The sequence below is a fragment of the Corynebacterium kroppenstedtii genome (genome assembly GCF_016894245.1).
Lineage (GTDB): Bacteria > Actinomycetota > Actinomycetes > Mycobacteriales > Mycobacteriaceae > Corynebacterium.
This window is the reverse complement of record NZ_CP069792.1, coordinates 1732224-1745429: the sequence shown is the minus strand read 5'-3', so window position 1 is coordinate 1745429 and position 13206 is coordinate 1732224. Positions and strand designations below refer to the sequence as shown.

The window sequence follows — 13206 nt, the reverse complement described above, 5'->3', positions numbered from 1 at the left end:
GCCCAACTAGTACACCACATTGCGAAAGACCATCACCGCGCAAAAACCACACACCAAGATTCAGTGCACTAAGGTCAACGGCGCTAAAGAAACGTCGGCAAGAAGAGATATACAAGAAGAGATATATCGGACCTCCTCGTCACACTTCTTCTGAAACCGCGGCCCGAACCTCCGTGAAGCGCAATGGGTCGAAGAGCTCAATGGGATGATCCGTACGACCGTCGATAGCAAGATCTGCAAGCATCTCGCCGATGACGGGAACAAATTTAAACCCGTGCCCTGAAAACCCACACGCAATAATTATGTTATGATCATTCCAACGGGGGTGCCGGCCAATCACAAAATGTTCATCAGGCGTGGTGGTGTACATGCAGGCCCGACTATTCCGATGCTTCCCACGGCCCAGAGCCGGCACAAAAGTCAGCAGACGCTCCCGCATGTTATCGATCTCAGCATCAGTGACCTCCCGATCCAACTGGTCCGGGTCAACCGTCCGGCCATTACGGAAAAACGCCACCTTCGCCCCTGCTTCTTCCCCATCCGCGGCCGGGAAACCGTAAATCTGGAGCTCATCGGCGCGCTCGTGGATATACACCGGGCCCCGTTCATACTTTGGGAACTCCTCCCCTGGGCTAAACCAGTGCATGACCTGGCGCTCCGCGCGCTGCGGAATGCCCGTCTCTTCAAACAGACCGGGCGCCCAGGCACCTGGGCAGATCACCACTGAGCGGGCAGTAAAGACTTCCGGATCTCCGTACGTTTGTGTGCCGGGCTTTCCTTCCTTGCCGACGGCTCCAGCGACCGTCACAGCCACCCCACCGTCGCGTGGCTCAATGTTCAACACCTTGTGGCGATGACGTAGTACCGCGCCGCGTTCTTCCGCTCGGGCCAGCTGTAAGGCAACTGTTAACTCCGGGCGAACAAAACCGGCACGCTTTTCAAACACCGCCACCTCATCGTCCTGCACCGAAAAATGAGGAAAGCGGGCACGAATGTCGTCGGCAGAAAGTAATTCGTGGTCGAGCCCATGCTCTACCGCAGAGATCCGCGATCCCTCCACCGTGGTGCAACCGGGAGGCCCCGCGTACAAGCCTCCTGCGTAATGGACAAGCTGTTCCCACCCGCGCTGGTGGCTATCATGTTCGAGCTCATCCCACAGCTCAAAAGCCCGCCGCAAAAGTGGCACGTAATCCGGATGTTCAAAATAGCTCATCCGAATGATCCTCGATCCACCATGGTGGGATCCATTATCGTGACCGCGATGAAATTGCTCGAAGCCTAAAACCTTCTGACCTCGTTCGCTCAGCCGATCTGCGGCCGCAGACCCCATGGACCCCAAACCCACAACAATTACATCTGCATCAAAACTTTTATCTGCGTCAAGATCGTGATTGTTCGTCATGCTTTTTATTCTCAGACATGAGCGGTGTCCAAGGGAATCAAATTCTTACTTTTTGTGAATAGTTTTAACAAAAAGACATAACAGAGACTCAAAGATCACTAACCTGAAATAAACCAGTAACTAAGGCTACTTAGATTTCAATTACCGGTTGGTTCGCTTCCACGCCAGTGCACCACATACCGCGTCCTCCCGCGGCACAAGAAAGGAGCGGAAATCACATGAAGGCTCCACCAATAACACCGGATTCCTCAGATTCCGTCGCAACAACAACCCCGAGCCACCATGGACTCAGCCCCGTAGGAGAAACCGCACCAGAAGGAGATAGCACAATCGTCGATCGAGCAGGTGCGGAGGAAAATTACCGTACAAACATTCGCCGCTCTGTCACCTCTAGCTTCATCGGTAACTTCATCGAGTGGTTCGATTACGCCATGTACGGCTACCTCGCCGCCATCATAGCCTCGGTTTTCTTTCCTGAATCGGACTCCAATGTCGGGCTAGTTCTTACTTTCGGTCTCTTCGCCATCAGCTTCCTCATCCGCCCCATCGGGGCAGTCTTCTGGGGGCACATCGGCGATCGCCTTGGGCGCACAACAACACTGTCATGGTCAATTCTGCTGATGTCCGGCGCGACCATGTGCATCGCTTTCCTTCCGGGTTACGACCACATCGGTATCCTCGCCCCACTTCTCCTGCTAGCGCTTCGCCTCGTTCAGGGATTCTCTGCCGCTGGAGAATACGCCGGTGCAGGAACAATGCTCACCGAAATTGCACCATCCGGTCGCCGCGGGCTCTATGCCGCGATCGTGCCAGCGTCTACCGCTTCGGGATTGCTCCTCGGTTCCTTACTCGCTGCTCTGCTTAATGGAGTTCTTTCCGACGCGAATCTGCACTCGTGGGGGTGGCGGATCCCCTTCCTCCTCGCCGCTCCTCTCGGGCTCATCGGGCTATGGATTCGCCGTCACATGGATGAAACCAATGAATTCCAGCGCGCGCAAGAATCGAAAGAAGTTGCCGTCGGCACTGGTGAACCCCAGAAATCTCCCCTGGCCATGGTGTGGAAGGAACCCAAGGCCCTCGGGATCGCTCTTGCCGCATCCTTGCTGAATGCCATCGGGTTTTATGTCATCCTGTCGTACTTACCGACATATCTCAGCGAGGAATTGGGGCAGAACCACACGGATTCCTTTATCGCCACGTCCGTCACCCTGTTTGCCTATATCTTCAGCGTCCTTTTCACCGGCTGGTTATCCGACCGAGTAGGCCGTAAGAGAATCATGCTCACCGCTTCCCTTGCCTTTGTTATCACAATTATTCCGGCATTCATGCTCCTCAACGGCGCGGGATTGTTCCTCGTCATTGTGATCCAGTTGTGCATGGGAATGGCCCTCGCTCTTAACGACGGTGTTTTGCCGTCGTTCCTTTCCGAGCAATTCAGCACCAAGGTTCGGCTGAGTGGTTTTGCCCTGACCTTCAACGCCGCTAATGCGGTTTTCGGTGGAAGCGCAGCGATGGTTGCCACGCTGTTAATCGGCTGGACGGGATCAGATCTTGCACCTGGCTTTTACCTCATGGCGGCCGCCGTTGTCACGTTTTTTGCGGTACTCGCCGCACGCGAAACCAGTAACCACGAATTAAAGAGAGGATAGGTTTCCATGCCATCTCTACCCACCGGGGTCGTCCCCACCATTGATTCCACGAATTTTCTGAATGAGCGTCTGCGCACTTTTTACAACGGTGAGAAACAGCCTTTGACCTTCAGTGAGGAGGAGATGCAGCGTCGCCTCGATGCTCTGCGCGGCGTCATGGCCGAGCAAGATCTTGATGCCGTGGTGCTGACCTCCCAGCACAACATCAAGTACTATTCCGATTTCCTCTACACCCATTTCGGACGTTTCTACGCCGTCGTGGTGACCGCCGACGACTGCTGCACCATCAGCGCCGGTATCGATGCAGGTATGCCTTGGCGACGTTCCACCGGCGATAACCTGATTTACACCGACTGGGGCCGCAACAACTATCCCCACGCGATCAACACCGCCATTCGCGAGCGAGTAACACCACAACGGGTTGGTTTGGAATGCGACGGCCTTTCCGTTCATCTTTATAGCGCCATTACGACGACCATTGGGCCTGAAGTTGAATTCGTCGACATTGCTCCGTCGACAATGAGATTGCGCATGATCAAGTCCGAGGAAGAAATCGCCGTCATTACCGACGGTGCCAACGTGGCAGATATTGGCGGTTTCGCTATCCGCGAGGCTCTCGAGGCCGGGCCTAAGACGGAATACAAGCTTGCGCTCATCGGCACCGAGGCCATGGTGAAGGAGATCGCCCACCGGTATCCCGGCAGCGAGATCCGCGATACATGGGTGTGGTTCCAATCCGGAATTAATACCGACGGTGCTCATAACTGGCCGACGACCCGAACGGTTCAGCCGAGCGACATTTTGAGTTTGAACTGTTTCCCGATGATCAGTGGCTACTACACAGCCTTGGAACGGACGATGTTTTACGGGGACATTGACGACGCTACCCGGCGCTATTGGGACGTCAACATGGAGGTGTACTACCGGGGCCTTGAGCTCATCCGACCAGGTGCGGTGTGTGGGGATATTGCCAAGGAGTTGAACCTTATTTACGCCAAGCACGGGATGCTGGGGCTGCGCACCTTCGGCTACGGGCATTCGTTCGGCGTGCTCTCGCACTACTACGGGCGGGAAGCCGGGCTGGAGCTCCGTGAGGATATCGATACTGTCCTCGAACCGAACATGGTGGTGTCCATGGAACCCATGATTACCGTTCCTGATGGTGAGCCGGGTGCCGGCGGATACCGTGAGCACGACATTCTCGTGATTACCGACGACGGAGCCCGAGATATCACCGGATTCCCGGCCGGCCCGGAAAAGAACGTGATTGCTGCTAGGTGATTGTTCTAGCTGGGTGATTGTGGTGGATGTGGATGGGCTAGCAGCTGTGCCCGTTCTTGACGCAGTTCACTGTCACTTTGCAGTTTGAATATCGGTGCAGGGGTCGCTATCGCTTTCCCTTTTTAGTCTCACCTGGTTCGATTTCTGTAATGTCTAGCCTAGTCAATCAGTGGGATATATACGGTAAAATATCAAGTGCCCGAGAACGCTCCCGTGAAGCACGGTCAGCGGTTTCGTATTCGGGAATAATTCCGAAAATACTGAAGCCGCCGAGACTAATGACGAACTGTTCATTTCGAAATTCTGCTCGAATCACGCACGGCCATTGCAAGATCCAGAAAACACATTCCTCGTGGCGATCATACAATGCCTATGGAACCCCACATAATCCGGCGCAGACAAAGGAATTGTCGTGAACGAGATTGAAACGTAATGTTCTCGCTAAATTCGCGTGCCGCCACGACCAGCTTGATAAGGCAAAATTACGACACCAACGGTGCGTCGATATTCTCCGGCTGACGAGCACAGGGCGTTTCTCTCGTGAGCAAGCCGATCAAGTCGATCACTGTGAAACGATTTTTAAGCTCCTCCTGACAAAGATTATTACATCGGGCAAGGAAATCATCCCCTGAGGAGGAAAAGAATATAAAGACGAGTATTCAGCGTTTCATAACATGACTTCATCACGTTTCCTCCACGAGACTGGGCCAGAATTTATGAAATCCTTTATTAACTACCCCGGTCCACTTTTTAATAAACACAGCGCTTAGGCATGTAATCGCTAGTTTTTATATCACTCTATCTTCACGCTTTCATCCCTTCTTACTTTTCCAAGCTTCCTCTATTTATTTATTTCAATCTTTGCTATTATACATATTCATGAGCAGGTACATTAACGTAGTTGGCGCGGTTTTACTGCGCGGAGGAAAAATTTTAGCCGCACAGCGGGGAGAAGGCAGAGCCTTGGCCGGCATGTGGGAGTTCCCTGGCGGCAAGATCGAAGCAGGCGAAACCCCTGAACAAGCCCTCCAACGTGAACTCAAGGAAGAACTCCGCATCGATGCCATCATTGATGATTTTATAGAAACCACGAAACACTCCTATGACTTTGGCACCGTGGTCCTCACAACGTATTACGCGACAATCACCAACGGCGGCGACCCCGAACTTACCGAACACGCCCAAATCCGCTGGTGCACACCGGCCGAGCTCAAAGAACTAGAGTGGGCACCTGCCGACGTTCCGGTGGTAAACAAAATTTCAGCCAAAACGCTTGAATCACAGGCCTACAAATACAACGTTTCTCAGCCTTCTAACGGACGATCTCTGGAAGACCACGCCCCTGGCACAACCGGCGGTGATACCAGCGGAATAACCTTTTCTCGCACCCCGATCGGCCGGGACATTGCTTTCGGTTTTCTCGATCAAACCCTAGCTTCAGACAAGGTGTTCCACCCTGCCCTCATCATGAACAGTGACGATAACACCATGCTCGCGGCCATCCGGCATGAGCTCCGCCGCAGCCACAGCTTCCAGTTCTTCGTCGCCTTCATCGCCACCAGCGCTCTCGCACATCTCAAGCAAGACTTGCTCGACTACAAGGGCGAAGGAACGATCTATACCTCCACGTATCTGGACTTCAATGAACCCGGGATGTTCGAAGAGCTGCTTGGGCTGCCCAACATCTCGATCCGCGTGCTCAAGAACGAAGCCGATGCCTTCCACAGCAAAGGCTATATCTTTGAACAAGAAGCAGGCACCACTGCCATTATCGGCAGCTCCAACCTCACTGCCGGTGCGTTGATCGACAATAAGGAATGGAACCTGCGGTTTTCTGCCCTCCCTGGTGGAGATATCGTTGACCAACTCAGCAGTGAGATCGATAGCTTATTCCGAAAATCGGAACCACTCACACACGAATGGATTGAACGCTACGAACAAAACCGCCACCCAAAGATCACCATCAATGATCTACTGGAAGATCCCACTCCTACGCCCGCCGGCCCCATCGCCCCGAATGCCATGCAGCAGGAGGCACTAGAAAAGATCAAGGAAGTGCAAGACCATGGAGAGCACCGAGCGTTAGTCATCTCCGCCACAGGCACCGGCAAAACAATCCTCGCTGCTCTCGCCGCACGTCAGGCAAACCCCAACCGCATGTTATTCATCGTCCACCGAGAGCAAATCTTGGACAAGGCAATGCAGGAATTCCAGCGCGTCCTTGAAAAACCCGCTAGACTATTTGGGAAGCTTGCCGGTTCGACTAAACAGCTGGATCGGAAATACGTTTTTGCCACAGTCCAATCCCTATCCCGTCGCAGCACCCTACAAAGCATCGACCCGGAAGATTTCGACCTTGTCATCGTTGATGAAGTACACCGCGCGGGTCCTGCGAAGGGGCAATACGAAACTGTGCTTGAATACCTGAAACCCGCATTCATGTTGGGTCTCACCGCAACCCCAGAACGCATGGACGGGCGCGATATTTACAAGCTTTTTGATTACAACGTTCCCTATGAGATCCGTCTACAACAGGCACTTGAAAACAAAATGCTTGCGCCATTTAATTATTATGGCGTTCACGATTTCATAGATGCAGAGGGGAAAAAAGATTTCGATCCCTCCAAGCTCGCACAGCTAGTCGCCGATGAACGCGTCACGCACATCATTCGCATGCTGGAAATATATGGCTATAAGCGGGGCGTAAAAGGGCTCATGTTCTGCAGTAGCATCGCGGAAGCTCAGCAGCTCTCTAAACTATTTAATAAAGCCTCTGTTAATGGACGTCCGCTCCATACGCTCGTGCTGACCGGCGAGGATGACCCGACCACTCGGGAGGATGCGGTGGAACAATTGGAGGCTGGACAGCTGGATTACATTCTCACAATAGATATTTTTAATGAAGGTATCGATATCCCGAGTGTGAACCAGGTGGTGATGCTAAGGCCAACGAAGTCCTCCATCATTTTCACACAACAGCTGGGCCGTGGGCTGCGAACAGCACCGGGTAAGAGCCATTTACGGGTTATTGACTTCATCGGGAACTACCAGAACGACTATCTGATCCCGATCGCGCTATTCGGTGACAAGTCCCTCAGCAAAGATTCGGTGCGCCGGCGAATGATTGAGGCACTCAAACACGGCACGATAGCCGGGCTCAGCTCAGTGAGTTTCGACCAAATCAGCCAGGAAAGGATCTTCCGTTCTCTCTTCAAGGCTAACTTGGCCAACATGTGGGATCTCAAGAAGATGTACAAAGAGCTGGAGGATCGGCTGGACCGCCAGCCCATGAGAATCGACTTCGCCACCACCGACGATCTTGTCCACCCGGTGATTATTGCTACCTCGCCCAATGGTGTGAACAACTACGCCGAGTTTCTCGGCCAAGTCTTCCCGCACGAGTTACCCTTGACCCCCATCCAAAACAAATACGTGACGCTGTTGGACAATGAGTTCCTGAATGGTGAGCGCCCGCACGAATTGTTGGTGCTCCGCCATCTCTTAGCTCATGAGAGTATGACGGTTTCCGAGCTCCGAGAAGAGTTGGATGCATGGGCAGGGGACTTGCAGGATCTTGTTGCTGACGAGTTAACCGTCAATTCACTGAAGCGCATCCTCAACCTTGAGTGGTTCACCCAGAACGAGCGAACCAAATATGGTAACCAGCCATTCGCCAGCTTCAATGAAGAGGAGCAGCGCTTCGTCGCTGATGAGAACCTTAAGCGTGAATATGAGGAATCAGAAGCCTTTCGTGCCCACGTTGATGATGTGATCAAAACCGGCCTTTACCTTAACCGAGCTGAATACCACTGCGCCGGGCGACTGCTGCGGGAAAAGTGCTACAGCCGCAAAGACGTGTGCCGCCTGATGAACTGGGACACCAATAAATCCGCCACCATATACGGTTACAAGGTGGACGACGCGAGACGGACGTGCCCGATATTTGTGACCTACCACAAGAATGAAGACATCACAGAGACCACGAAATATGAAGACGCTTTTGATGATCCAGCGACTCTCCACTGGTTCACCAAGGCCTCGCGCACGCTAAAAAAGGGCAGTCAGGAGGCAAACATTGCCGCTGGACTGTACACACTGCATATTTTTGTGAAGAAGGATGACGCAGAGGGGCAAGACTTCTACTACCTTGGGACCGCGAAGGCCCACGACGCGGTAGAGACCACAATGCCCACGAAGTCAGGTCCGAAGAGTGTCGTCTCCATGAGATTGGACCTCGAGAAGCCTGTGACCACAGCCATATACAATCATCTCACGACCCCCACCTCCGCCACTTCTCCTCAAGGGGCCACACCAACGCAATCCACTGAACTCCGGTAGCATCGGTGCATCGTGGGGTGGGTAGCGCCTGGTGCCGTCGCGGCCCTAAAAGTCACTAAACGCCGGAGAAAAGGAGCCGAAGATATGATCGTAACCACCACAAACACCATCGAAGGGAAGCAGGTCGGCCAGTACCTGCGCGTCGTGGCAGGCGAGACCGTCGCAGGCATTAACGCGTTCAAGGACATCAGCGCAGGGTTGCGCAATCTCGACGGCGGGCGCTCTAACAGCTACGAGCGTGAGATCCGCAAGGCACGCGAGGATGCGCTCGCAGAGATGGTCGACCGCGCGCACGAGCTCGGCGCAGAGGGGGGTTCTCGGCGTAGACATCGACTATGAGTCCGTGGGTCAGAACATGATCATGGTCACTGCTTCCGGCACCGCCGTGACATTTCAGTAGACGGCCCAGCTGAACAACCTGGATAGCGCACGGCGCGCCACGGAACTAGGTGTAGGCCTGCAAGAACGCACAGTGGAGTTTTCGCGGAATCATGGAACACCCCTGCAGCCCCGATCATTTCGACATACAGAAAACTTTTGACAGACCCCACCAGCCGCACTAACTTCGCTCTCGGACGCCCTTAGGCGCTCCAGTTCCGAGGCTCGTGCGTACACCGCACGAGCTTTCGTGTATCCAAGGATCCCACGCATATCGGTTACTTCGACGAGTTCGGCCACAGCGGGCCTACTAATCTCGCCAGAACCAACGCCTCAAAGGCCACCCAGCCTTCGGCATTGGCGGATTTATCATCCCGGCAGACAACGTACGCTTATTCCCCGGACAATTCCGACACCTGAAAAAGATCGAGTTGAATACGCACAATCATCAATCGCCTGCTAACCCCCTGGACCGACTGAACTGCCCCCGTTAGTTGGACTGAGAAACCAGACACCGACTAGTGGGGAGCAGTTCACGCTCGAGGGCTAAGTAAGTTTTTAAAAGACTTTCGGGTTGAGGAAAACTTCGGAGGCCTCCTCAAGCTCGTCGATGTTCATGAGTTGAGTAGACTCTCGATCCTTACGAGTTCGTCGTAAAGGCGTCGTTCGTGGTCGGATAGTATTCCCATGACGACGAGCTCTCGGAGATCTTGTTGTGTCAGCGGGGCACCTTCCCGCATGATGCCGGCATCTTTAAAGCTGTTGTATATCGCTTTGCGCCGCTTGTGGAGTTCCTCAGTGGTTCTCCGGTTGATTGTGATGCTCATGGCTGTCTCCGTTTAGCTGTAGGGTGCCATATACAGTATCGGGGAATAGAGACATTTTTTGGCGGGGCATCGTTTTGTTCGATCATCAGGAAATGCCTCGGGTTTATGGTACAGGCGTGGTCGCTCCTCCTCTGTGCGTGTCCTCCCACACCAGTGGCGAGAACGGCCGCTGGTACAGCGACACCCGAACAATAAGCCTCAGGAAAGACCTCCACCCCACACTGCGCTACTGCACACTCGCCCATAAGCTAGGGCACGCCCTCAACAACCACGACAGTAGGGCCGAAACCTGGCTTAGGGGCCGGCAAGAACGGGAAGCTGACATTTTCGCAGCTAACGTTTTGATCGACCCCAGCGAATACAAAAGCACAGAGCTACTCTACGGCCCCCACCCAGGGGCTATTGCCCACGAATTAGGCGTCACCGTGCACCTCATCAAAGTCTGGGCAGCACACCACACTCCCCAAAGGATAACGCCATGAACAGCTCCCCCATCCGCCAGCAAGACCTCCAAACATGGGCCATCAGACACCAAAAACTCATCTGGGGAATCATCATCGCCATTGCCGTCTTTGGCGGGCTCTTCTTGTTGGCTAATACTGGCTCAGACGAGTGGGAATCTGATTCCCAACGCAACCAAGCTTTCCAGGAATTCTACTGCAAGAAGCTAGAAGAAAACCCCAACGAAGTAGGCGACAGTCTCATCTCAGCGCCAAATGATCTGTACAGCGATCCCGGGGACAGGGCAGTGCTTGTCCGAAACGCCAGAATGATAATTGACGGCGCCTTCACCCCTACCTGTGACACGGATAGCCCGACTTACAACCAGATGATTGTTGAGTCATGGGCAAAAGTTGCAGAGCAACAGTATGGCGACGATTTCACACCATCAAAGGCTCGAGAAGCTGGAGTCAACGTTGAAAACAACTAAACCCTTTTGGGGCTGTGCATAAAAACGCCCCGCGGATCAAGGAACAACAATGAAGACCACCAAAACTAACATGACCGCCCTCGACTACACCCTTACCGCCGTTTGGTGGTTGGCCGTCATCCTCGCTATCGTCAGCCTGTTCTCCATGAGCGGGGCACGGGGCAAAATCGGCATGTTTCTCTTTTTCGCGATCATCGCGGGACTACTGAGCTACCTCGCCAACGCCCGCAGCAAAGATAAAGAAACGGGACAGCGCACGCCCCGAAAGTGGAAGATCGTTGCACCTACCGCCGGTGTTGCGCTCCTTGCATCTCTAGCGTTGGTTGGTTCAGCGGGGACGAAGGACGCTGAGACAGAAGCGGCTACTGCACCGGCCCCCACAACCGCCACCACAACGACAGCACAGGCTGAGACGACAACCGCACAGAAAACAGAACCCGCCACACCGCACAAACAGCCCTCCCCGACGAAAACAAAGGACAACACCATGAACAACGGCGACATGGGCAAAGACTTCGCACAGTGGTACCTCAAAACCGCCGGCATGACCTCATGGGCAGACAACTACTCGGCCGCATGGGCACCTCACATTATCGCCGTCAAAGACGGGAAAGCCGGGATCATTCAGTTCGTTACTAACCTCGACCCGTCAGACAAAGACGGCAAGAAAATCGGCAACCAGTTGGCAACCTCTATGGTGAACACGATTAAAACGACCCCTAAGAGTGAGTTGCCAGAGTCGGTGCAGAAGACCGCGAAACAGGTCGGAGTGTCCGACATCACAGGCTCTAAGGTTATCGCGCTGAAGGATATTCAGTTCCAGGACTAACACCCGCATTTTTTAGGCCCCGCCCCGTCACACACGCCGACAAAAAGGGCGGGGCCTTACCCCTACCCCACACCAAGGAAAACCCCACAATGGCCAGCATAAAACAATACAACACCACCAACGGCCCCAAATGGCGCATACAATACCGCTCACCCGACGGAAAACTACGCGGCAAACGCGGATTCGCAACAAAATGGCAAGCCGAAAACTGGGCCGCAGAAAACACCGTAGACCTCACCACCGGCCAATGGCGCGACCCCGCCGGGGCAAACATCACCGTCGAAACACTCTCTAAAACATGGTGGAGGGGCCGACAACACTTGAAACCCTCCACTCTTGACCGTGAGGCCTCACGCCTACGCAGCACGGTGCTGCCCGTGTGGGGCAAGCGGAAGATCAGCACCCTGCGCAAGAGCGAAATTCAAGCGTGGGTATCAGCATCCACACTCTCCGGCTCCAGTATCAGACACGCCCACAACCTGCTAGCCCAGATCCTCGACGTGGCCGTGGACGATAACTATCTGAAATCGAACCCGGCGCGCGGTGTGAAGCTGCCGCCTAAGGGTAAGCCCGTCAAGGTGTATCTAACCCCTACCCAGTTGGAGCGGTTGGCTCATCATGCGGGGGATAAGGCTGTAGTGGTGTGGGTGCTCGGCACCGTGGGCCTCAGGTGGGGTGAGTTGGTCGGCCTCAAGGTTGAGGACGTGGACGAAGTGCACTCCCGGCTACGCATAAACCGGTCGGTGATCTACATCAAGGGTAAACCACAAGAGACGTTGCCTAAGACGCATGAGCGCCGCACGGTGTCCGTTAGTCTGCCGGTTATGCGCGTGATCCACGAACAGGCCACTGGACGGCTTCCTAGCGCGTGGCTCTTCCCTCATACGGATGGAGGGCCGTTAAAGCGTCCAGATTTTTCTGAGGGCTGGTTCGCTGCCGCTGCGAAGAAAGCTCAAGCCGAAGACCCGTCGTTCCCACGGATTACGCCTCACGGTTTGCGCCACGTAGCCGCCGGGCTACTAGTCTCAGCGGGCGCGAACGTGAAAGTCGTACAGCGGCAACTAGGTCACGCATCAGCTGTTTTGACGTTAGATACGTACGCAGATTTGTTCGAGGGAGACCTCGACTCAGCGGGACAAGCAATGGCCGGGCTGTTTTCAAATGTAGTCAAAATGTAGTCAAATGGGCTGAAAATCCCGATTTGACAAATAAAAAATACCCCCTGAACTGCGATAACAGGTGAGGGGGTGCTGTACCCTGTACGGGATTTGAACCCGTGCCGCCGCCGTGAGAGGGCGGTGTCCTAGGCCGCTAGACGAACAGGGCATAAGAAACTAAAAAGCTTCTTGCTGGCCTACCAGGACTCGAACCTAGAATGGCGGTACCAGAAACCGCTGTGTTGCCAATTACACCATAGGCCAATGAGCACAAAGCACCGCCAGGCCCGGCTGCGCTGTGCAACGGGGAATAATATAACCATAGGGCCACAAGTGGAGCAAATCCTCAGGTCAGCACTATTCCCAACGCAGCACAGCCCCCGCAAAATGCCAACGAATGCCATCCGCTACGGC

General features: G+C 54.2%; 9 protein-coding genes, 2 tRNA genes and 2 pseudogenes. 9 read left to right on the top strand and 4 right to left on the bottom strand.

The genetic code is table 11. From position 1 onward, the window contains the following. Nucleotides 1–139 precede the first annotated feature (139 nt). Complete coding sequence (solA, locus tag I6J23_RS07565) at nt 140–1402, bottom strand: N-methyl-L-tryptophan oxidase (RefSeq protein WP_204581534.1); 1263 nt, start codon at nt 1400–1402, stop codon at nt 140–142. A 218-nt stretch (nt 1403–1620) separates the two neighbouring features. On the opposite strand from solA, the gene I6J23_RS07560 reads away from it, so the two are divergent. The 5 genes and pseudogenes from I6J23_RS07560 (at nt 1621) to I6J23_RS07540 (ending at nt 9070) form a co-directional block, all read left to right on the top strand. Further along, nucleotides 1621–3051 carry an MFS transporter gene (locus I6J23_RS07560; protein ID WP_204581533.1) on the top strand — a complete coding sequence of 477 codons (1431 nt, stop codon included), beginning with the start codon at nt 1621–1623 and terminating at the stop codon, nt 3049–3051. A gap of 6 nt (nt 3052–3057) precedes the next feature. After that, nucleotides 3058–4332, top strand: a complete 1275-nt coding sequence (locus I6J23_RS07555) for an aminopeptidase P family protein (protein WP_239454868.1) — start codon at nt 3058–3060, stop codon at nt 4330–4332. An 879-nt stretch (nt 4333–5211) separates the two neighbouring features. Next, nucleotides 5212–5583, top strand: a pseudogene (locus tag I6J23_RS10850) ((deoxy)nucleoside triphosphate pyrophosphohydrolase); the annotation flags it as partial. Nucleotides 5584–5799: 216 nt separating this feature from the next. After that, nucleotides 5800–8670, top strand: coding sequence for a DEAD/DEAH box helicase (locus I6J23_RS07545; protein ID WP_318744354.1), 2871 nt, complete (start codon nt 5800–5802; stop codon nt 8668–8670). A gap of 84 nt (nt 8671–8754) precedes the next feature. Then, nucleotides 8755–9070 (top strand): annotated as a pseudogene (locus tag I6J23_RS07540) (YbjQ family protein). Nucleotides 9071–9662: 592 nt separating this feature from the next. Here the strand turns inward: I6J23_RS07540 and I6J23_RS07535 are convergent. Beyond that, complete coding sequence (locus I6J23_RS07535; RefSeq protein WP_204581532.1) at nt 9663–9875, bottom strand: hypothetical protein; 213 nt, start codon at nt 9873–9875, stop codon at nt 9663–9665. Nucleotides 9876–9991: 116 nt separating this feature from the next. Here I6J23_RS07535 and I6J23_RS07530 point away from each other — a divergent pair, with 116 nt between their 5' ends. The 4 genes from I6J23_RS07530 to I6J23_RS07515 all read left to right on the top strand — a co-directional run bounded on the left by I6J23_RS07530 (nt 9992) and on the right by I6J23_RS07515 (nt 12813). Then, nucleotides 9992–10357: an ImmA/IrrE family metallo-endopeptidase gene (locus I6J23_RS07530; RefSeq protein WP_204581531.1), complete on the top strand. Its 366-nt coding sequence runs from the start codon at nt 9992–9994 to the stop codon at nt 10355–10357. Further along, on the top strand, nt 10354–10806 hold the full coding sequence (locus tag I6J23_RS07525; RefSeq protein ID WP_204581530.1) for a hypothetical protein: 453 nt from the start codon (nt 10354–10356) through the stop codon (nt 10804–10806). The genes I6J23_RS07530 and I6J23_RS07525 overlap by 4 nt, the downstream gene beginning before the upstream one ends. A 49-nt stretch (nt 10807–10855) precedes the next feature. Next, entirely contained in the window at nt 10856–11635 is a 780-nt protein-coding gene (locus tag I6J23_RS07520) for a hypothetical protein (protein ID WP_204581529.1), read from the top strand. A gap of 89 nt (nt 11636–11724) precedes the next feature. Next, nucleotides 11725–12813 carry a site-specific integrase gene (locus I6J23_RS07515; protein WP_204581528.1) on the top strand — a complete coding sequence of 363 codons (1089 nt, stop codon included), beginning with the start codon at nt 11725–11727 and terminating at the stop codon, nt 12811–12813. A 75-nt stretch (nt 12814–12888) separates the two neighbouring features. Here the strand turns inward: I6J23_RS07515 and I6J23_RS07510 are convergent. After that, nucleotides 12889–12961, bottom strand: a tRNA-Glu gene (locus I6J23_RS07510). A gap of 23 nt (nt 12962–12984) precedes the next feature. Beyond that, nucleotides 12985–13056: transfer RNA gene (locus tag I6J23_RS07505), tRNA-Gln, on the bottom strand. Nucleotides 13057–13206: the final 150 nt, after the last annotated feature.